The following is a 20,485-nucleotide window of genomic DNA, read 5'->3' as shown; positions in this document are numbered from 1 at the left end:
AGGAGTCTTTGTGTCTGCAAGAATACTGATCATCGAAGACAACGCCACCAACATGGAGTTGATGGTGTACCTGCTGCGCGCTTTCGGCTACACGCCGCTGTCGGCGTCCGATGGCGAGGCCGGCGTGGAAGCGGCCCGGCGCGAGCAGCCCGACCTGATCATCTGCGATGTCCACCTGCCCAAGCTCGACGGCTATGGCGTGGTGGCGGCGCTCAAGGCCGATCCGGCCACGCGCGACATTCCGGCCCTGGCCGTGACCGCACTGGCCATGGTGGGCGACCGCGAGCGCCTGCTCGAAGCGGGCTTCGACAGCTACATCGGCAAGCCGATCGAACCGGATACTTTCGTCAAGCAAATCGAGTCTTTTTTGACCGGGGAGATGTCGACCCCGCCTAAAACCGACATCGCCACGATCCTGATCGTGGACGACCATGTGCTCAACCGCGAATTTTTGATGACGCTGCTCGGTTACGGCGGTTACCGCCTGATCGAAGCGGCCAATGGCGCCGAGGGCCTGAAAATGGCGCTGGCCGACAAGCCCGACCTGGTGATCTCCGACATCCTCATGCCCAATATGGACGGCTACGAGTTTGTCACGCGCATGCATGAACATCCGGACACGGCCGATGTGCCGGTGATTTTCTATACCGCCACCTACCGCGAACGCGAGGCGCTGGCAGTGGCCGAGTCGTGCGGCGTGCGCTGGGTGCTGCCCAAGCCGTCCGACCCGGACGTGATCCTGCGCACGGTGCAGGAAGCGCTGGGCCACGAGCCCACCCCGGTCGTGGAGTCGGACGACGACCGCACCGCCGTGGTGCCCGACCTGCCGCAGGAAAAGCGCCTGCTCGACATCGACCACCAGGTCGCCGAATACCTTGACGAACTCGAATCGAGCAGCCAGCTGATCTCGCGCCTGGCCTCGGCGCCGGCGGCGGTCGATGTCGCCGCCGAAGACCTGGCGCGCATGACCCAGCGCCTGTCGCGCTCGCTTTCAAGCTTGCAGGCGGTGAGCCTGCGCCTGACCGCGCTGATCGAACTGGGCATCGAACTCGGTGCCGAGCGCGATCCGCGCGCACTGCTCGAAATCGGCTGCCGCGTGGCGCAGAATATCTGCGTCTCCAAGTACGCCTGTATCGGCGTGCTCGACGAAGAGGGCGTGGCGCTGGCCTACTATTCCAGCTGCGGCGCCGGCGTGCCGATCCACGAAATCGCCCAGAACCCGCGTGCGGGCGTGCTCGGCGGCCTGCTCGAACAACGGATCCCGTGCCGCATCAACGACCTCGATGGCGCGCCGTTCAATGTCGGCCTGCCTGCCAGTCATCCGCCGGTACACACGTTCCTCGGCGTGCCGATCGCCTCGCGCGAGCGCATCCACGGCTGGTTGTACCTGGTCGATAAACTCGGCGCCGACGGCTTTTCGGAAGTCGATGAACGGGTGGCGGCCACCGTGGCCGCGCAACTGGCCGGCGCCTACGAAAACCTGCAACTGTACGACGAGATCAAGCGCAACCACGCCCAGCTCACGCTGGACATGAACGCCCGCATCCGCCTCGACGAAGACTTGCGCCGCTTCCGCCTGGCCATGGACGCCACCGCCGATGCCATCTTCCTGGTCGATCGCGCCGGCATGTGTTTTGTCGATGTCAATGCTACCGCCTGCCGCATGCTCGGTTTCGAGCGCGAGGACTTCCTGCAAGTGGGTCCCAACAAGCAGGTGGAAGGGGACCTGGTCAAGCTCGAAGTCCTGTACGAAAAGCTGCTGTCCGGCGACCAGAGCGGCGCCATGACGGAACTGCTGCTGCAATGCCGCGACGGCTCGCCGCTGGCGGTGGAAGTGCAGCGCCGCACGCTGCGCTCGGGCTCGAGCTGGATCCTGGTGGCCGTCGCGCGCGATATCACCGAGCGCAAGGAAGCCGAGCAGCGTCTGCTCAAGCTGGCCCACTTCGATACGCTGACCGGCTTGCCCAACCGCAGCCAGTTCAACGATTCGCTCACCCACTCAATGCGCCAGGCCGCCGAGCACCACTGGTCGCTGGCGGTGCTGTTCCTCGACGTCGACCGGTTCAAGAACGTCAACGACACGCTCGGTCACACCATCGGCGACGAGCTGCTGCGGCAGTTCTCGAGCCGGCTGGTCGATTGCCTGCGCGTGCGCGACACCATCGGCCGCTTCGGTGGCGACGAGTTTGCCGCCATTTTGATGCTGCCCGAGGGCGCGCAAAACGCCGTGGTGGTGGTCGATAAGATCCGCGAAGCGCTGCGCCGCCCGTTCGACCTCAAGGGCCACGAGGTGACGGTGACGGCCAGTATCGGCATCTCGGTATTCCCCGACGACGCCGCCGATCCCGACACCCTGATCCAGTACGCCGACACCGCCATGTACCGCGCCAAGGAAGCGGGGCGCGACGCGTTCCGCTTCTTCACCGCCGAGATGAACGCGCAGTCGATGGCGCGCCTGGAACTGGAAAATGCGCTGCGGCGCGCGATCGAGAACGACGAATTCGTGCTGCACTTCCAGCCCAAGGTGAATATCTCGAGCGGCCGCATCAGCGGCGCCGAAGTGCTGATCCGCTGGCAGCGCCCGGGCCATGGCATGGTGTCGCCGGCGCTGTTCATCCCGATCCTGGAAGAGACCGGCCTGATCGTGCGGGTGGGCAGCTGGGTCATCAACGAAGCGTGCCGCAAGATCGCCCACTGGCGCCGCACCAGCGCTGGCGCCGTGCACCTGTCGGTCAATGTGTCGGGCATCCAGTTCTTTGTCGGCGGCCTGGAAGAGGAAGTGCTGCGCGCCATCAAGGAGCACGATATTTCGCCCGAGCTGCTCGAGCTGGAACTGACCGAGAGCTCGCTGATGTCCAACGCCGAAGAAACCATTACGGTGCTGCAGAATTTGAAAGCGCTGGGCATCAAGATTTCGATCGACGACTTCGGCACCGGCTACTCGTCGCTGGCATATTTGAAACGCTTCCCGATCGACAAGCTCAAGATCGATATTGCCTTCGTGCGCGAAGTGACCAGCAACCCGGACGACGCGGCCATCGTGCTGGCGATTATCAACATGGCGCACAGCCTCAAGCTCGACGTGATCGCCGAGGGCGTGGAAAAGGATGCGCAACTGGCCTACCTGCGCCGCCACGGCTGCGACGAGATGCAGGGTTATTACTTCAGCCGGCCGCTGCCCGAAAACGAATTCGAAGCCATGCTGCGCGACGGCCGCACCTTGCAGGCGCCCGAAGACGAGCAGGCCACCGAGCAGCCGACGCTGTTGATTGTCGATGACGACGCCTTCATGCTCGACGTGTTGACCGATTTCCTGTCGCAGGACGGCTACCGCATCCTCACCGCGCAAACCGCCGCCGAAGGTTTCGATATCCTGGCCCGGCACCGGGTGCAGGTGATCCTGTGCGACCAGTGCATGCCGTTGATGAGCGGCACCGAGTTCATGGAGCGGGTAAAAAACCTGTGCCCGGACACATTCCGCATCATGCTGTCGGCCTATGCCGACCTCACGCCGATCATGGCGGCGATCAACCACGGCGCCATCGACCGCTTCTACACCAAGCCGTGGAAGGGCGCGGCGCTGCGCGAAAATATCCGCGAGGGCTTCCGCCTGCACGCGCAGGCGCACGGCAAGCTGCCGTTCATTAATACCGAGCAGGCATGAAAGCTGTATCGCGCCACCATATTTATTCCTTGCAAGTTGCCCAAACAGAATGACAAGATTATAATTTCCATTTTGTAATTTTGTAATTCATGATGAGCATTTTTCGTTGCGCCGTCGCGATCATCGCGGCGTTGTCGATCTCGGTCACTGTGGCTGCGGAGCCGTTGACGGTAGCCAAAGCCAGCGACGTGAACGGAGTCATCGAGGCCAGCCTGGCCCCGGATGGCCGCAGCGTGGCCATGCTGGTGTTCGATGGCGTCCGGCACGAGTTGCTGTTCCATTTTCCCGTCACCGGCGCCGCGCGCGGTTTTGCTTTGCAAGGTTACGAGATCTGGGCGGGAGACCGGCAGTTGCGGGCGCCGTTCGGCGTGACGTGGGCCGGAAACGACCTGCTGGCGCTAGACTACGGCAACCTGGTGATTTCGGTCGATCGCAGGGGCCGGCTCCTGGTCGATAACCTGGGCAAGGAAGTGATACGCCGCGCCGCGCGCGATGATGAAGAATCGCCGTGGCTGCTGGTCTACACCGACAATCAACGCGAGCAGATGGCCCTGGTACATGCCAGGAGCGGCGAGCGCAAAATTCTGCAACGGCCACCGGGCATATTGCAACAGACGGCGTTCGATCGCCAGGGATATCTGCGCGCGGTGACCGTGCTCACGGAAGGTGCCGTGCCGACTTACGCCAACTGGTACCTGCCGGCCCCGGGCGGCACTTGGCAGAAACTCGCCACGTTCGGCGCTACGCAGGAGCGGTGGGAGCCAGCCTACGTGCCGAATCGACCGCACACCCTGGCAGTGCGGTCGCGGATCGGCCGCGATACCTATGCGTACTTTTACTATGACACCGAACGCGGCGAGATGGGAGAGATGCTGGCTGGCCACCCCTCCGAGGACATACTCGGCGTGGTCGGTGTCGAAGGGGCTGCTTACGAGCGCGTGACGACGGGCGGCATGCGAACCGAGGAAGTTTGGCTCAACGGGACCTGGGCGGGTGTGCAGCAGGCGGTCGATGCGGTGCTGCCGGGACGAAGCAATCGCCTCAGCGGCAATCCGCGCGGTAATGTGCTGGTGTATTCCTCCAGCGACGTCGTGCCCGGTGAATGGCATTTGCTCGATACGAAAAGTTCGACCTTGGTCCTCATCGGACGGCGGCGTTCGGCGCTTGAACGTGTCGACATGCGGCCGATGGAGATCATCCGCTACCCCGCCGACGACGGTCTGAGCATACCGGCCTTTCTCACCAGGCCAGCCTACGGGGCGAGAGGCACACCTCTGGTCGTCCTGATCCATGGCGGCCCCTGGGTGCGCGATTACTGGACATGGAACGAAGAGGTACAACTGCTTGCTGCCCATGGTTACGCGGTATTGCAACCGCAATTCCGGGGATCGAGCGGGTTCGGCAAGCGTTTCGAGCAAGCCGGCTACGGACAATGGGGGCGGGCCATGCAGGACGATATCACTGCCGGCGTGAGAAAACTGATCGCCGATGGCACGGTAGACCCACGGCGCATCTGCATTGTTGGCGCCAGCTATGGTGGCTATGCAGCCTTGTGGGGACTGGCCAAGACGCCGGAACTGTACCGGTGCGGCATCAGTTTGGCCGGCGTGACCGATATCGAACACATGTTCCATGATGACTCGGATGCCGCCCGCAGCGACGTCGCGCGCGCGATACGGTTGCACCGTATCGGCGACGTGACCGACAGTGCGGAGCGGTTCGACCAGGTATCGCCACTGAAACAGGTGGACCGCATCCAGGCGCCGGTGCTGCTGGTCCATGGTGAAGCCGATCAGCGGGTGCCGATCTCGCACGCACTGAAGATGAAGGAAGCGCTTGAGCGCCTGGGCAAACCGGTTCAGTGGCTCAGTCTTAAGGATGCGGGGCACAGCCTGTCCACCACTGGACAAGTCAGCACCTATTATCGGACCATGCTTGAATTCCTCGACAAACACATCGGCCCTGCCGCCCAAGTCGCACGCTAACGCCGCAATGGCGGGACATCGGTGTTATGCTGGCGACAGATTTCACCGAGACCACCCCGCCATGCAACAAAAAGCCCCCCGCCGAACCCGCGAGCGCATCCTCGAACTGTCGCTGCGCCTGTTTAACGAGTTCGGCGAACCCAATATCACCACCACGGTGATCGCCGAAGAGATGAATATCTCGCCGGGCAATCTGTACTACCATTTCCGTAACAAGGACGACATCGTCAATTCGATCTTCGTGCAGTTCGAGGCCGAGATCGAGCGCATCCTCACGGTGCCCAACGGCCGCCGCTCGAACATCGACGACGTCTGGATGTATTTGCACCTGATGTTCGAACTGATCTGGCGCTACCGCTTCTTTTACCGCGACCTCAACGACCTGCTGTCGCGCAACCGCAAGCTCGAGTTGCACTTCAAGCAAATCCTCGACCACAAGATCAAGGTGGCCAAGCAGCTGTGCGAAGACTTGCGCAGCGAAGGTTCGCTGGAAGCGTCCGACGTCGCCATCGACGCCATGGCCACCAATATGGTGGTGGTGGCCACGTACTGGCTGTCGTACGAATACGTGCGCAATCCGCGCAAGTACAGCGAGCAGCAATCGATGGCCGACGCGCTGGCGCGCGGCTGCTACCAGGTGTTGTCGCAGATCGGTCCGTACCTGCGCAACGAGACCAGCTTGCTGTTCCAGAAGCTGTCCGAGGAATACCTGAAAAAGCTGAAATAGTATTTTTATGTCACGGAGATAGCATGGTCTGGACCGCCTTCCCGTATCCCGATGCCGGATACCGCCACACACCGGAAAGCCTGCAACAGGCATGGCCGGTGCTGCACAGCGGCGATTGCGAACCGTTTCCCACCCATCCGGCGCTGGTGCAGGCCTGGATCGCCTTCCACGCCGGCGAGTTCGAACGCGCTACGCGGCTGGGCCTGGACGTTGGTGTCAACGGCTACGCTGTCGCCCACAAGGCTATCTGCATCTACACGCAGTACCTGGAAACCAATCCGCGCAAGAAAATCGCCACCTTCGAATGCGTGGCCGAGCGCTGCGAACGCCAGCAGCGCGAGCAGCCCGGCAACCCGTCCGGCTGGTACTGGCACGGCTATGCACTCGGCTATTACTCCACCGGTATTTCGGTGGTCAAGGCACTGGCCCAGGGCTTGGGCGCCAAGGTGCGCCACAGCCTGGAAACCACGCTGCGGCTGGCGCCCGAGCGTCCCGACGCCCACGTGGCGCTGGGCGTGTACCACACCGAGATCGTCGACAAGGCCGGCGCCATGATAGGCGGCCTGACTTATGGCGCCAAGAAGGAGGAGGGCTATCGTCACTTCGAGACCGCCTTGCGGCTCAATCCCGAGTCGGCGATTGCCCGCGTCGAATATGCGCGCGCCTTGCGCCTGCTGGAAGGCAAGCGCAAACTGGCTGAGGCACGCGCCATGCTGGAACAGGCGGCGGCAGTGCACGCGCACGACGCCGTGGAGCGGCTCGATATCGAAGCTGCCCGTACAGAACTCAACATAAAACTCAACGAGGAAAAGTAGCAGTGACCAAGACCATTTGTGTATATTGCGGCGCCAACGCCGGCATCAGCGACAACTATGCGGCAGCGGCGCGCGCGCTGGGCGCAGCCATGGTGGAACAAAACCTGGCGCTGGTGTACGGCGGCGGCAAGGTGGGCCTGATGGGCATCATCGCCGACGAGGTGCTGCGCCTGGGCGGCGAAGTCACCGGCGTGATTCCCACCGCGCTGGTCGAGCGCGAAGTGGGCCACGCGGGCCTGACGCGCCAGTTCATCGTCAAGGACATGCATGAACGCAAGGCCATGATGGCCAGCCTGTCCGATGGCTTTATCGCCATGCCCGGCGGCATGGGCACGCTGGAAGAACTGTTCGAAATGCTGACCTGGTCGCAACTGGGCATCCATGCCAAGCCGATCGGCCTGCTCAATGTCGATGGCTTCTATGACGGCCTGATCGACTTCATCGGCCACGCGCGCGAGCAGGGCTTCATCCGCCCGCAGCACGCGGCGTTGATGATGTCGGCCAATGAACCCGAATCACTGCTCAAACTCCTCAAGCAGTAACCACCCCGGAGGCGCAGCCATGCAGCTCCCTGTCGTGCAGCCCACGGTTGTGCAGCCTACAGTTGTACAGCCTCGCATCCTGATCCTGGCCGTCGGCAGCGCCGGCGATGTCTATCCCTTCATCGTCATCGGCCAGGCACTGCGTGCGCGTGGCTACGAAGTGACCTTGACGGCCTCGGCCAATTTCGAGGAACGGGTGCAGCGCGCCGGCTTGCAGTTCATCTCGGGCCTGGCCCAGGAAGAGCTTGAAACCGGCATCCGCGATCCCGACCTGTGGCACCCGGTCAAGGGCTTTGCCACCATCTGGAAATACATGGCGCGTCACCTGCCGGCAGCCTACAACCAGCAGCTGGCGCTGGTGCGCGAAAAGCCGACCCTGATCGTCGCCAGCACGCTGGGCCTGACCGGCCGCCTGTTGCAGGAAGCGCACGGCGTGCCGCTGGTCACCGTCCATCTGGCGCCGTCATGCCTGTTTTCCGCCGACGATACCGCCGTGCGGCGCGGCCTGCACTGGCCGCGCGGTTGGCCGCGCTGGGCGGTGCGCATCACGCTTGGTTTGATCGATCGCCTGATGGTCGACGCCGTGGTGCGGCCGGCACTGAACGGCATGCGCGCCCATATCGGCCTGGCGCCGGTGCGGCGCGTGATGAGCCAATGGCTGCACTCGCCGCAGCACGTGGTCTGCGCGTGGCCCGCCTGGTTTGCCGCGCCGCAGGCGGACTGGCCGCAGAATGCGGTGTGCGCCGGCTTTCCGCGCATGCCCTCATCAAGCAGTGCGCTCGAGCCGGACTTGCAACGCTTTATTGACGACGGTGACGCGCCCATCGTCATTACCCCTGGCTCGGCAATGGCGCATGGCAGCGATTTTATTGCACGGGCGCTCGCCGCCGCTGCAGCATTGAAGGTGAGGGCGGTGGTGGTGACGCCATACCGCGAGCAGGTACCGGAGCACTTGCCGCCGACCGTGCATTACGCCGGCTACGCGCCGTTCGATGTGCTCAGCCGCCAGGTGGCGGCCTTCGTGCACCACGGCGGCATCGGTACCAGCGCTACCGTGCTGGCGGCGGGCAAGCCGCAACTGATCGTGCCGTTCGCGTTCGACCAGCCCGACAACGCCGCGCGCCTGACCCGCCTGGGCGTGGCGGCCACCGTGCTGCCCGATGCGGCGGCGGCCGTGTGGCAGCAGGCTCTGGCCCGTTTGCTCGACGATCCGGCAGTGGCCAAGGCCTGCGCCACGTTTGCCACCGTGATGGCAGCGGAGCGGCCGGCGGCGGACCGGATCGCTGAGATTATCGAGAGCCATCCCGGGCCGGGCCAGGTGACCTGACGGTTCATCGCGCATCAGGCGTGGTCGGCCTGGCTGGCGGATAACAATCGTCTCGGTGACCGATGTGCTGGTGTTGCGGCGATGCTGTTGCTTGCGTGGAGACATCTCCCTATGATCGACATGGGTGAGAGATGACGTCAACCACGGAGACCAGCCATGCATAACGACAACAACAGCGACATCGACAGCGGCGCCGACCGCCAGGCCGGCACCAGCCGCCGCACCGTTCTCAAGGCCGTCGGCGCCACCGCCACTGGCTTGCTGCTCGGCGGCAGCGCCTGCGCGGCCGCACCGCGCAAGCGGTATGCCGTGGTGGGCGTCGGCTCGCGCGCCCGCATGTTTACGCGCGCGATCACCGACGACTTCCGTGACGATAACGAAATCGTCGCGGTATGCGATAACAACGCCGGCCGCGCGGCGCTGGCCGTGCGCACGATCGCCGCCACCGGCGCCAGCCAGCCCCGCGCCTACAGCGCCGCGCAGTTCGACACCATGATCCGCGAGACCAAGCCCGACTACGTGATCGTGACGACTGTCGATGCCACCCACGACGATTACATCGTGAGTGCGCTCGACCTGGGCTGCGACGTGATTACCGAGAAGCCGATGACCACGACAGCCGCCAAGGCCCAGCGCATCCTTGACGCCGTCAAGCGCAGCGGCCGCCACGTGCGCGTGACGTTCAATTACCGCTACGCCCCGCCGCGCACGCAGGTCAAGGACATCCTGATGAGCGGCGAGATCGGCGATGTGCTGTCGGTGGATTTCACGTGGCTGCTCAATACCGTGCACGGCGCCGACTATTTCCGCCGCTGGCACAGCAACAAGGCCCGTTCCGGCGGGCTGATGATCCACAAGGCGACCCACCATTTCGACCTGGTCAACTGGTGGCTGGGCGCCCAGCCCGAGCGGGTGCACGCGTTCGGCTCGCGCCAGTTCTACACGCCGCAGACGGCCCGCCGCCTGGGCCTGCAAGGCGCGCACGAACGCTGCCTGACCTGCACCGAAAAAGCCCAATGCGCGTTCTATTTCGACCTGGCGGCCGATGCGGGCCTGAAGGCGCTGTACCTGGAAAATGAACAATACGATGGCTACTTTCGCGACCAGTGCGTCTGGCGGCCGGAGATCGACATCGAGGACACGATGAATGTCATGGTCCGCTACGACAACAACGTCCAGCTCAACTACGCGCTGTCTGCCTACGATGCCTGGGAGGGGTACCACATCGCCTTCAACGGCACCAAGGGCCGGCTCGAGCACCGCATCGTTGAAAAAGTGGGCGTGGCCGGCGCCAACGAGGTGCAGAGCATGAGCGAAGGTGTCCATACCCGCGTCATTCCGCTGCGCGGCGCCGCGCGCGACATCGAGCCCTGGGCAGGCAAGGGCGGCCACGGCGGCGGCGACCTGGTGATGCTGACCGAAATCTTCGGCAAGGCCCCGGCCGACAAGTACCTGCGCATGGCCGACGAGCGCGCCGGCGCCTGGTCGTGCCTGGTCGGGGTGGCTGCCAATCAGTGCTTCGAGACGGGGCAGACGGTCAAAATCGCCGACCTGATCAAGGGGCTGACACCGCCCGAGCGGCCGGCCATGCCGTCGCGCACCGGGCCGCTGAAGGTGAAGATGTCCTGACCGTCAGGTCAGGCCCACAGCTTGCCACTGCCGGTATCGAGATGGGTGAGGTACAGCCGCAAGTCGAACTCGTACTGGTGGTAGTTCGGTTCCATGTACGTGCACAGTTTATAAAACGGCTTGTCGTGCTGCTTTTCCTTCACGTGCGCCAGTTCGTGCACGGCGATCATGCGCAGGAATTCCAGCGGCACTTCCTTGAACATGGTGGCCACGCGGATCTCGTGCTTGGCCTTGAGCTTGCCGCCTTGCACGCGCGAGATTGACGTGTGCAGCCCCAGCGCGTGGTTGATCACGTGGATCTTGCTGTCGTATTCGACCTTGTTGATCGGCTCGGCATTGCGCAGGTGTTCCTCGCGCAAGTCCTGCACGTAGTTGTACAGCGCCTTGTCGGTGCGCACGTCGTGCGCCTTGCTGTAGCGCTTGAGCAGCACCTCGCCCAACTTGTTCTGGGCCAGCAGTTGCGACACTTGTTGCTGGGTTTGCTCGGAATAGGCGCTCAGGTACTTCAGGGCAGGCATGGCAGGAAGGCGAAAAATCAATCGAGGGCGCAATGTATCACACCTGTCCTTTTGCCCGGGTGCATCCAATGATGATCGCTATATAATCATGTATATTACGGTTTTCACTTGGGAGCGGCAATGCGGAATACGAAGATGATGGTGGCGCTGGCGCTGATGCCGGTATTGGCAGCGATGGGCGGCACGGCGGCGGCGGCAGACATTACGGTCTCGGCGGCGGCCAGCCTGACCAATGCCTTCAAGGAAATCGGTGCGGCCTACGAGAAAGACCATCCGGACGACAAGGTGCTGTTCAACTTTGCTGCATCCGACCCGCTGGTGCAGCAGATCGCCAAGGGCGCGCCGGTGGACGTGTTTGCCTCCGCCGACCAGGATGCCATGGACAAGGCCGAAGGCCTGAAGCTGCTCGCTGCCGGCACCCGCAAGAATTTCGTCGCCAACACCCTGGTGCTGATCACGCCGGTCAACAGCAAGCATGCGATCAAGGGACTCAATGACCTGCAGCAGCCGGCCATCACCCGCATCACCCTGGGCAACCCGGCCAGCGTGCCGGTGGGCCGCTATACGCGCAACGCGCTGGAGCTGGCCAAGCTCTGGAGCGCGGTCGAGCCGAAGGCCATCTACGGCACCTCGGTGCGCCAGAGCCTCGACTACGTGGCGCGTGGCGAAGTCGATGCCGGCTTCGTTTACGCCACCGACGCTGCCGTGCAAAAGGACAAGGTCGCGGTCGTTGCCACCATCCCGACCACCACGCCGGTCACCTATCCGATCGCGCTGATTGAAAAAGGCCCGCAAGTGGAGGCCGGCCGTCGCTTCATCGCCTACGTGATGGCGCCGGGTGCTCAGGCGGTGCTGGCCAAATACGGTTTCAGCCGTCCATAAACAGGGCGTGGACAGTTTTTTCAACGAGCCCGCGTGGATCGCGCTGCGGCTCTCGCTCAAGGTGGCCTGCTGGGCCACCTTGCTGGCGCTGGTGGCCGGCACCGCCTTCGGCTACCTGCTGGCACGCAAGCGTTTCATCGGCCGCGAGCTGCTCGACGCCATGTTGACATTGCCGATGGTGATGCCGCCGACGGTGCTTGGCTACTACCTGCTGGTGATCATCGGCCGCGAGGGCGTGGTCGGCGCCTGGTTGCAGCACCATTTCGGCATCAACCTGATTTTCACCTGGCAGGCGGCGGTGATTGCGGCGGCCGTGGTGGCGTTTCCGCTGGTGCTCAAGGGCGCCCGCGCCGCGTTTGAAACAGTCGATACGCAGCTTGAACAGGCGGCCATGGTGCTGGGCGTGTCGCCGTTCGGTGTGTTCCTGCGCGTGACCTTGCCGCTGGCCTGGCGCGGTGTGCTGGGCGGCACCTTGCTGGCGTTTGCCCGTTCGATGGGCGAGTTCGGCGCCACGCTGATGGTGGCCGGCAGCATTCCCGGTAAAACCCAGACCTTGTCGATTGCCGTCTACGAGGCGGTGCAGGCGGGCCAGGACGATACCGCCAATTTGCTGGTGATCATCACGTCGGTGGTGTGCGTCACCGTGCTGGTGGCGGCCAACAAGCTCACCCCCAACCGCAATCCGCAACGATGACCATGGTAATCAACGTCGATATCCGCAAGACCTTGCGCTCGGGCGACCGCGTGTTCGAGCTCGATGCCCGCTTCGAGTCGGTCAGTACGCGCGTGGTGATCTACGGCCCGTCGGGCGCCGGCAAGAGCCAGCTCCTGAAAGCGGTAGCGGGCTTGATGACGCCGGACCAGGGCCGCATCGCACTGGCCGGGCGCTGCCTGTTCGATGCTGCAGCCGGCATCGATGTTACGCCGCAACACCGCCGCGTCGCTTACCTGTTCCAGGACTATGCACTGTTCCCGCATCTGAATGTGCGGCAGAATATCGCTTTTGGCCTGCAACGCGGCTGGCGCAATCCGCTGGCGCGCGTCGATGTGGAGGCGGTGCGCTATTGGCTGGCGGCGTTTGAGCTCGACCACGTGGCGCAGCAGTTGCCGCACCAGCTGTCGGGCGGCCAGCGCCAGCGCGTGGCCCTGGCGCGCGCGCTGGCGCCGCAGCCGGGCGCCTTGTTGCTCGACGAGCCGTTCGCTGCGCTCGACCCCGGCCTGCGCGAACGCATGCGCGCCGAGCTCGATGCGTTGCAACGCCGCCTGGCGATACCGATGATAATGATTACCCACGATCCCGAGGACGTGCGCGCGTTCGGCGACCACGTGCTGCGCATGAACCAGGGACGGCTCGAGGAGCACGCACCATGAATGACGATCACAAGACGCTGGCATTGCAGGGCAATGTCTGGATGACCATCGGCGGCCAGAAGCTGGGCGGCCAGGACCGGGTGGAATTGCTGTCAGCCATCGCTGCCCACGGTTCGATCACGGCAGCGGCCAAGGCGGTGGGCATCAGTTACAAGGGCGCCTGGGATGCCATCGAGGCGATGAACAACCTGGCCGGCGAGCCGCTGCTTGAACGCGTGGCCGGCGGCAAGGGGGGCGGCGGCACCCGGTTGACCAGCCGCGGCGCCCAACTGGTCGAGAATTTTCGCAAGATCGAGGTGGCGCACCGCCAGTTCGTGGCGCACCTGAGCGAGCAGTCGCACGCGCTGGCCGATGATTTGTTAATGATACGGAGAATGAAAATGAAGACCAGCGCGCGCAACCAGTTCAGCGGCACGGTGGTGGCCTTGAAAGAGGGCGCCGTCAACGACGAGGTGATACTTGAGGTGGTGGGCGGTCAGCACATCGTGGCCACCATCACCCGCGACAGCCGCGAGAGCCTGGGACTGGTGGTTGGCGCGGAAGCGTTTGCGCTGGTCAAGGCGTCATCGGTGATCGTGGTGACGGACCTGGGCGGTGCACGTTTGTCGGCCCGTAACCAGCTGGCGGGCACCGTCAGCCGCGTGGTGCCCGGCGCGGTCAATACCGAGGTGAGTATCGACCTGCCGGGCGGCGGCGTGATTGCCGCCATCGTCACGCGCGACAGCGGCGAAGCACTGGGCCTGGCCGAGGGCGGCACGGCGATGGCGGTGTTCAAGGCGTCGAGCGTGATTGTGGGGACGCCCGCCTAGCCCTTGCTGCTCTGGCGGTTGCCGCTGCCGGAAGCTTGTTCCGAGCCCCGGTTGCTTCGTTCGGCGGCTGCCGCCCGCGCGGCCGATTGCCGGCTTTCGCCGCCCTTGCGGCCGATGGCGGCCATGTGCTCGCGGTTGCGGCTGACTGCCTCGCCGCCTTTCTGGCCGGCGCGCCTTGCTTCTTCGGAATCGAATTCATGCGCCGTGCCTTTTTGGTGCGCGGCCTGTCCGCCCTTGCTGGCGATGCTGCGTTGGGTGGCCTGGTCCATGGCGGCGAAGCCGCGCTTGGCCGGGGTTTTGGGCTGGGCCTGGTCTTCCCCATCCTTGCTTGCTGCATTACGTTGATTGCTGCTTGCCATTGCTGCCTCCTGGGTTGTGGTCGGGTTGCGAACAGCCAAAGCCGCTGCTCTGCATGTTAGAGGTGCAAGGTTGATGAAAGTTCCACGTCATTTGCGATGCGATCAACGTGGTGTTTGACGGTGCGCCAATGGCGCGCGGGCCGCAGTTTTACTGCAATGGCCGCGCCGTGCGACAATACCCGCCTCGTTATTCTCTTGTTGTTATTGAAATTGACTGCGGCGGCCATGACCAACCCTGAATACATCCTCACTCTTTCCTGCCTCGACCAGCGCGGCATCGTGCACCGCGTATCCGGTTTCCTGGCCGATCACGGTTGCAACATCATCGACTCCGCCCAGTTTGGCGACAGCGAATCGCGGCTGTTTTTCATGCGCGTGCATTTCGCGCTGGAGGACGGCGGCGTCAACGACGAGCTGCTGCGCGCCGACTTTGCGCTGCTCGCAGCGGGCATGCAGCTGGACTGGGAGCTGCGCGACGCGCACTACAAGCCGCGCGTGCTGCTGATGGTGTCGAAAATCGGCCATTGCCTGAACGACTTGCTGTTCCGTTACAAGAGCGGTTTGCTGCCGGTGGAAATTCCGGCCATCGTTTCGAATCACATGGATTTCTACCAGCTGGCAGCGAGCTACAATATTCCGTTCCACCACCTTCCGCTGGCAGCCGGCGCGCCGGAATCGGCCAAGCTGGCGCAGGAAGCGCGGGTGCAGGACCTGATGCAGCACCACCAGATCGACCTGGTGGTTCTGGCGCGCTACATGCAGATCCTGTCTCCGGGCATGTGCGCCGCGCTCAAGGGCAAGGCCATCAATATCCACCATTCGTTCCTGCCCAGCTTCAAGGGCGCCAAGCCGTATGCCCAGGCGCACCACCGCGGCGTCAAGCTGATCGGCGCTACCGCGCACTTCGTGACCGGCGACCTCGATGAAGGCCCGATCATCGAGCAGGACGTCGAACGCGTCGATCATTCGATGGATGCCGAGACGCTGTCGGCCATCGGCCGCGACGTCGAATGCGTGGTGCTGGCGCGCGCCGTGAAATGGTTTGTCGAACACCGCATCTTGCAGAACGGCGACAAGACTGTCGTCTTCAAATAATTTACAGAGAAATACCCATGGCACTCAAAGCAACAATCTACAAAGCCGAGTTATCGATTGCGGACATGGACCGCAATTACTACGGCACTCACGCGCTCACCCTGGCCAAGCATCCGTCCGAAACTGACGAGCGCGTGATGGTGCGCCTGCTGGCCTTTGCCATCCACGCCAGCGATTCGCTCACGTTTACCAAGGGCCTGTTCGACGTCGACGAGCCGGACCTGTGGCAGAAAGATTTGACCGGCGCCATCGAGCTGTGGATCAACGTCGGCCAGCCCGACGAAAAAATCATGCTCAAGGCCAGCGGCCGCTCGAACCAGGTAGTGGTGTACAGCTATGCAGCCACCAGCAATATCTGGTGGAAGGGCATCGCCAACAAGGTCGAACGCTGCAAGAACCTGACCGTGATCGACCTGCCGTCGGAAGCGACCGAACAGCTGGCGCTGATGGCCCAGCGCACCATGCAACTGCAATGCACGATACAGGACGGCCAGATCTGGCTGACCGACGGCGTCACCACCATCGAATTCCCGCGCGAAACGCTCAAGGAAGCGCGCTAGCCATCTGCTTTCACGCAGTTTGATTTATCGCAAACCGCGTGCATTTCACCGGCGATCTGGGCCGGTCATGCCAGTGCTACATTTGGCCCATGACCAGCCAGGCCGACACCGTCTATAAACAACTGTTCTCGCATCCCGAGATACTGCGCGAGCTGCTGACCGGTTTTCTCGAAGCGGACTGGGCAGCATCGCTGGGCGTGGGCGCTTTCGAACGGGTCAATGCCAGCTATGCCAGCGAGCGTGGCAAGGCGCGCCACGACGACATGGTGTGGCGCGTCAATGTCGGCGGCGAGTGGGTTTACGTGTACATCCTGCTCGAGTTCCAGGCGCGCTCCGAGCACTGGATGGCGCTGCGCATGCAGGTGTATATCGGCCTGCTGTACCAGGACCTGGTACGCCAGCGGCGCCTGAGCCGGGGGCGCAAGTTGCCTCCGGTATTGCCGGTTGTTCTCTACAGCGGCCGCCAGCCTTGGCGTGCCGCGACCGAACTGGCCGAGCTGTCGCTGCCGCCACCGGACGGGCTGGAGGCGTATCAGCCGAAGCAAAAATACCTGCTGGTCGAACAGCGCTGGAACCAATCGGTGGATGTACACTCTAATGTGTTGGCAATCGTGTTTAAGCTGCTGCGCGCCCAGAGCGATGCCGAGCTGCGTGCGGCGCTGAAACTGTTTGCCGAGCGGCTGAAGGAGCCGGATTTGCAGCCGGCCCGTGAAAGTTTGTTGCGTTGGCTGCAAACGACCTTGCGGCTTGAGTTCAGTGAGCTCAATGTAAATATGGAGGAAAAAATGGGTATCTTGTTCGATCAGCGGTTCAAGCGCTACGAAGATTTGCTGGAGTACGAGGCGATCGAAAAGGGGCGCAAGAAGGGGATATTGGAGGGACGGCAAGAGGGACGGCAAGAGGGGCTGGATGAGGGGCTGCAACAAGGCTTGCAACAAGGCTTACGGGAGGTCTTGCAAGACCTTCTCCAACTCGGTGATCAGGGCAATCAGAGCCAGTTGCAATCCCACATAGCCGAAAAAATCAACGCCGCCAACCCCGACCAGTTGCGAGAGTGGATCAAATCCCTCGCGCGCGGCGCCAACCCGCGCCAGCTGTTTGGCGCGGGCTGACCAAGGCTTGTTTTACCGAGGTGCCGCACCCAGGCGTTTCACGTCGCCCGACCCCACGATGCTTTTGCTGAGCTTGGGATCGCCGTAGTAACCGACATCGCCCGAACCCGCCAGGCTCACCGACAGCGTGTTGGTTGCCCATACCGTGGCTTCGCCCGAGCCGCCGATGCTGACGCTGGCCGTGCGGGCGGCCAGGTTGCCGGCCTGGACGTCGCCCGAGCCGCCGATCGACACTTGCACGCGCTCGGCCTTGCCGCTTGTTTCCACGCTGCCGCTGCCGCCCAGCGATACGGTCACTGCTTCCGCCGCCAGTTGGCGCGCGATCAGCGAACCGGAGCCGCCGATGTCGAACCGCAAGGTCTCGCCGCGCAAATTATCGGCCCGTACCGCGCCGGAGCCGGCCACCGACACCCGGTCCAGCGAACGTGCCTGCACGATGATCTTCATGGTTCTAGTTGACAGCGACAGGCCCTTACGCACCGGGCGGATGCGCAGCGTGCCTTTCTCCACCACGGTTTCCAGTAGCGCTTGCAGGTTGTCGTCGGTTTCCACGGTGACGCTCTCGGTATTGCCGAGTCGGACTTCGACATCACCGCTGACGCTGCTTGCCAGCGCGCTGAAGTGGCCGAGTTCGCGGCTCTGGGTGGTGATCTTGCCGCTACCCTGGACCCGCTCGCTGCTCCAGCCGTCCATCAGGCCGGCGTGGGCCACGCCGGCCGGAGCGGCCATGGCCAGCAGTCCGGCGGTCATCAACAGGGCGCGAAAGGCGGGCAGGGTGCTGCGCAAGAGAGGGTAGGACATGGTGTTCTCCGGAAGGGATGGTATGGAAGCGATCGTAACGATGCGCCACGAAACACGACAGCGCCTTGCGACAGACCGCATTCCCGGCGCCCTGAAATGCAGCTTGCCGCGACCGGAGGCAGGCACCTGGACGACGCCATGAGGTATCATGCGGCTTTTACGCCCGCCCACGCCGCACCACTACCATGCTCATCATCACTATCAAACAAGGCAAGGAAAAATCCTTGCTGGCCGGCGACCCCTGGATTTATCCCACCGCGATCGACAAGGTCGATGGCAAGCCGCAGGAAAAAATGAAACCCGGCTCCACCGCCATCGTCCAGAGTTCGTCGCGCCAGTTCATCGGCCGCGCGGCCTATAACTCCAAGTCGCAAATCCGCGCCCGCATGTGGAGCTACAAGGAAGACGAACCGGTCGATCACGCCATGATGAAGCGCCGCGTCAAGGCCGCCATCGCCAAGCGCGCCGACAGCGTGCGCGCCGCCCATCCGCAGGCGCTGGTGCCGGTAGTACTGGGTGAAGAAGACGGCCTGTCCGGCCTGATCGTGCACAGCTGGGGCGGTGTGCAGGGTTACCTGATCTGCCAGTTCCAGTCGGGCGGCGTCGACGCCTGGAAGGTGCCGATCGTCCAGGCCCTGCTGGCTGAAACCGGCTGCCCCAATGTTTACGAGCGTTGCGACGAGCTGATCCGCAAAGGCGAAGGCTTGCCGCTGATCCAGCGCGAACTGGCCGGCGAAGCGCCACCGGACCACGTGCTGGTAGTCGATGGCAAGGAACGCTACAGCATGGACTTGCGCACCGGCTTCCGCTACCCGAAGCTGCGCGGCTAAGCAGCTAAGCAGCTAAGCAGCTAAGCAGCTGACCAGTCGACCGGCCTACCAGCCAGCTACCCAGCCAGCCGACTGGCCGGCCAACCAGCCAACCAGCCGACCGGCCAACCAGCCGACCAGCGGCTAACTGACCATCGGCCGCCGATCACTGGTCGAGCGGCACCGCCCGGTAGCGATTGACTTCATCGGCCGTGGCCGGCGCTGCATTGTTGCCCCAGGCGCTGCGCAGGTACGACACCAGTTGCGCCACCTCGATATCGTTCAGTACATGGCCGAACGGCGGCATGCCGTACGGACGCGGATTGCCTGCCGTCGCTGGCGCGAAGCCGCCGTTGAGCACGATGCGGATGGCGTTGACCGCCGGCGCCTGGCCGAGCGCGCGATTGCCCGCCAGTGGCGGATAATGCGGCGCCTGTCCGCCGCCATTTTCTCCATGACAGTCCACGCAGTGTTGCCGATACAGCCTGGCCCCGGCCGCCAGGAAGGCGTCCGTCTGCGAATTCACTTTACGCTGGTACGGCGGGGCTGGCGCCGCAGCAGGCAGGCTGCGCAGGTACTGTGCCATGGCGGTCACATCGGCGTCGTTCAGATGTTGCAGGCTGGCGCGCACCACCTCGGCCATCGGGCCAGAGGCGGTTGCCTGCGGCGCCACGCCGATTTTCAGGAAAGTCGCCAGGTCGTCCTGCGACCAGGCTGGCTTGCCTGAACCCGCCCCGAAGGTCAGTTCCGGCGCATACCAGCCAAGCTCATCGAGCATGCCGCCAGACAAGCTAGCGCCTTCCGCGCCCAGGCCGTTGCGCGGGCTGTGGCAGGCGCTGCAATGTCCCAGTCCCTGCACCAGGTAGGCGCCCCGGTTCCAGTCCAGCGATTGCGCCGTATCGACGCGATAGACGCCGGGCCGGAAGTACAGCGCGCGCCATGCCGCCAAGGCCCATTGCTGGTTATACGGAAAACGCAAGCTGTGCGGCGCGCTTTGCTGGCGCACGGCCGGCACCGAGCGCATCCAGGCGTATAGCGCATCGGCATCGTCGCGCGTGAGGTGGGTGTAGCTGGTGTACGGGAAGGCCGGGTACAGCACGCGGCCATCCTTGCCTTTGCCATGATGCAGTGCGCGCCAAAAATCGTCGGCGCTCCAGTTGCCGATGCCGGTGGCGACGTCGGGCGTGATATTGGGTGTGACGATGTCGCCGAACGCGGTGCGAATGACGCGCCCGCCAGCGTACTGCGCGCCGCCACGCACCGTGTGGCAGGCCATGCAGTCGCCGGCCCGGGCCAGGTAGGCGCCCCGGGCGATGCGTTGCGCCGGTGTCAGGACTGCGGTGGCAGCGGGTGGCGGTCCGGGATCGTCAACTGGTGTCCACAGCCAGGCGGCAAGGATCAGTGCTACCACTGCGATCAGCAGGCCAGCCACGGCATACAGGGTCTTTTTCATGACGCTACCTTTTCAGCCAAGCTGCAA

General features: G+C 63.8%; 21 protein-coding genes. 16 read left to right on the top strand and 5 right to left on the bottom strand.

Going from position 1 to position 20,485, the window contains the following annotated elements; all coding sequences use genetic code 11:
- Nucleotides 1-10: 10 nt before the first annotated feature.
- From F8197_RS07880 to F8197_RS07850, 7 genes are all read left to right on the top strand, one after another.
- Complete coding sequence (locus F8197_RS07880) at nt 11-3,664, top strand: EAL domain-containing protein (protein WP_373996820.1); 3,654 nt, start codon at nt 11-13, stop codon at nt 3,662-3,664.
- Nucleotides 3,665-3,756: 92 nt separating this feature from the next.
- Nucleotides 3,757-5,649 carry a S9 family peptidase gene (locus F8197_RS07875; RefSeq protein ID WP_193333371.1) on the top strand — a complete coding sequence of 631 codons (1,893 nt, stop codon included), beginning with the start codon at nt 3,757-3,759 and terminating at the stop codon, nt 5,647-5,649.
- Nucleotides 5,650-5,710: 61 nt separating this feature from the next.
- Nucleotides 5,711-6,376 carry a TetR/AcrR family transcriptional regulator gene (locus tag F8197_RS07870; RefSeq protein ID WP_152881427.1) on the top strand — a complete coding sequence of 222 codons (666 nt, stop codon included), beginning with the start codon at nt 5,711-5,713 and terminating at the stop codon, nt 6,374-6,376.
- A gap of 23 nt (nt 6,377-6,399) precedes the next feature.
- Nucleotides 6,400-7,191 (top strand): hypothetical protein, encoded by a 792-nt coding sequence (locus F8197_RS07865; RefSeq protein ID WP_152881426.1) that lies wholly within the window; start codon nt 6,400-6,402, stop codon nt 7,189-7,191.
- A gap of 2 nt (nt 7,192-7,193) precedes the next feature.
- Nucleotides 7,194-7,733, top strand: coding sequence for a TIGR00730 family Rossman fold protein (locus F8197_RS07860; protein ID WP_373996819.1), 540 nt, complete (start codon nt 7,194-7,196; stop codon nt 7,731-7,733).
- Between the two features lie 19 nt (nt 7,734-7,752).
- On the top strand, nt 7,753-9,060 hold the full coding sequence (locus F8197_RS07855; protein WP_152881425.1) for a glycosyltransferase: 1,308 nt from the start codon (nt 7,753-7,755) through the stop codon (nt 9,058-9,060).
- A gap of 156 nt (nt 9,061-9,216) precedes the next feature.
- Nucleotides 9,217-10,689 carry a Gfo/Idh/MocA family protein gene (locus tag F8197_RS07850; protein ID WP_152881424.1) on the top strand — a complete coding sequence of 491 codons (1,473 nt, stop codon included), beginning with the start codon at nt 9,217-9,219 and terminating at the stop codon, nt 10,687-10,689.
- Between the two features lie 8 nt (nt 10,690-10,697).
- Here F8197_RS07850 and F8197_RS07845 read toward each other — a convergent pair whose 3' ends face one another.
- Nucleotides 10,698-11,207: a YgjP-like metallopeptidase domain-containing protein gene (locus F8197_RS07845; RefSeq protein ID WP_152881423.1), complete on the bottom strand. Its 510-nt coding sequence runs from the start codon at nt 11,205-11,207 to the stop codon at nt 10,698-10,700.
- 120 nt (nt 11,208-11,327) lie between these two features.
- Between F8197_RS07845 and modA the strand changes: the two genes are divergently transcribed.
- Genes modA through F8197_RS07825 form a run of 4 tightly spaced genes read left to right on the top strand, consistent with a single transcriptional unit; the run spans nt 11,328 to nt 14,269 of the window.
- On the top strand, nt 11,328-12,089 hold the full coding sequence (modA, locus tag F8197_RS07840; RefSeq protein ID WP_227012156.1) for a molybdate ABC transporter substrate-binding protein: 762 nt from the start codon (nt 11,328-11,330) through the stop codon (nt 12,087-12,089).
- A gap of 7 nt (nt 12,090-12,096) precedes the next feature.
- Nucleotides 12,097-12,783, top strand: a complete 687-nt coding sequence (gene modB, locus F8197_RS07835; RefSeq protein ID WP_373996818.1) for a molybdate ABC transporter permease subunit — start codon at nt 12,097-12,099, stop codon at nt 12,781-12,783.
- Complete coding sequence (locus F8197_RS07830) at nt 12,780-13,460, top strand: ABC transporter ATP-binding protein (RefSeq protein WP_373996817.1); 681 nt, start codon at nt 12,780-12,782, stop codon at nt 13,458-13,460. The genes modB and F8197_RS07830 overlap by 4 nt, the downstream gene beginning before the upstream one ends.
- Nucleotides 13,457-14,269 (top strand): TOBE domain-containing protein, encoded by an 813-nt coding sequence (locus F8197_RS07825; protein ID WP_152881422.1) that lies wholly within the window; start codon nt 13,457-13,459, stop codon nt 14,267-14,269. Before F8197_RS07830 ends, F8197_RS07825 begins: the two co-directional genes overlap by 4 nt.
- Here the strand turns inward: F8197_RS07825 and F8197_RS07820 are convergent.
- Together F8197_RS07820 and F8197_RS28555 are read right to left on the bottom strand one after the other, a co-directional pair.
- Nucleotides 14,266-14,628 carry a KGG domain-containing protein gene (locus F8197_RS07820; RefSeq protein WP_056138760.1) on the bottom strand — a complete coding sequence of 121 codons (363 nt, stop codon included), beginning with the start codon at nt 14,626-14,628 and terminating at the stop codon, nt 14,266-14,268. The two genes, F8197_RS07825 and F8197_RS07820, sit on opposite strands and share 4 nt — an antisense overlap.
- Nucleotides 14,629-14,684: 56 nt before the next feature.
- Nucleotides 14,685-14,855 carry a hypothetical protein gene (locus tag F8197_RS28555; protein ID WP_193333370.1) on the bottom strand — a complete coding sequence of 57 codons (171 nt, stop codon included), beginning with the start codon at nt 14,853-14,855 and terminating at the stop codon, nt 14,685-14,687.
- Here F8197_RS28555 and purU point away from each other — a divergent pair.
- The 3 genes from purU (at nt 14,854) to F8197_RS07805 (ending at nt 17,395) form a co-directional block, all read left to right on the top strand.
- Nucleotides 14,854-15,723, top strand: a complete 870-nt coding sequence (gene purU / locus F8197_RS07815) for a formyltetrahydrofolate deformylase (protein WP_019922001.1) — start codon at nt 14,854-14,856, stop codon at nt 15,721-15,723. The two genes, F8197_RS28555 and purU, sit on opposite strands and share 2 nt — an antisense overlap.
- A 17-nt stretch (nt 15,724-15,740) precedes the next feature.
- On the top strand, nt 15,741-16,283 hold the full coding sequence (locus F8197_RS07810; RefSeq protein WP_019922002.1) for a YaeQ family protein: 543 nt from the start codon (nt 15,741-15,743) through the stop codon (nt 16,281-16,283).
- Nucleotides 16,284-16,372: 89 nt separating this feature from the next.
- Nucleotides 16,373-17,395 (top strand): Rpn family recombination-promoting nuclease/putative transposase, encoded by a 1,023-nt coding sequence (locus F8197_RS07805; protein WP_152881421.1) that lies wholly within the window; start codon nt 16,373-16,375, stop codon nt 17,393-17,395.
- Nucleotides 17,396-17,407: 12 nt separating this feature from the next.
- On the opposite strand, the gene F8197_RS07800 is transcribed toward F8197_RS07805, so the two are convergent.
- Nucleotides 17,408-18,196, bottom strand: a complete 789-nt coding sequence (locus F8197_RS07800; protein ID WP_227012155.1) for a head GIN domain-containing protein — start codon at nt 18,194-18,196, stop codon at nt 17,408-17,410.
- 185 nt (nt 18,197-18,381) lie between these two features.
- Between F8197_RS07800 and F8197_RS07795 the strand changes: the two genes are divergently transcribed.
- Together F8197_RS07795 and F8197_RS29440 are read left to right on the top strand one after the other, a co-directional pair.
- Nucleotides 18,382-19,026: an SAM-dependent methyltransferase gene (locus F8197_RS07795; RefSeq protein ID WP_152881420.1), complete on the top strand. Its 645-nt coding sequence runs from the start codon at nt 18,382-18,384 to the stop codon at nt 19,024-19,026.
- A gap of 28 nt (nt 19,027-19,054) precedes the next feature.
- The gene (locus F8197_RS29440) at nt 19,055-19,153 is read left to right on the top strand and encodes a PT domain-containing protein (protein WP_152881992.1); all 99 of its coding nucleotides are present in this window, start codon (nt 19,055-19,057) and stop codon (nt 19,151-19,153) included.
- Between the two features lie 18 nt (nt 19,154-19,171).
- Here the strand turns inward: F8197_RS29440 and F8197_RS07785 are convergent, their stop codons facing one another.
- Nucleotides 19,172-20,458, bottom strand: coding sequence for a cytochrome c (locus tag F8197_RS07785; RefSeq protein WP_152881419.1), 1,287 nt, complete (start codon nt 20,456-20,458; stop codon nt 19,172-19,174).
- Nucleotides 20,459-20,485 lie beyond the last annotated feature (27 nt).

Source organism: Duganella sp. FT27W, assembly GCF_009295655.1.
Taxonomy (GTDB): domain Bacteria; phylum Pseudomonadota; class Gammaproteobacteria; order Burkholderiales; family Burkholderiaceae_D; genus Rugamonas; species Rugamonas zoogloeoides.
Note: the sequence above shows the minus strand (reverse complement) of the source record. Positions and strands in the feature narration are given on the sequence as shown.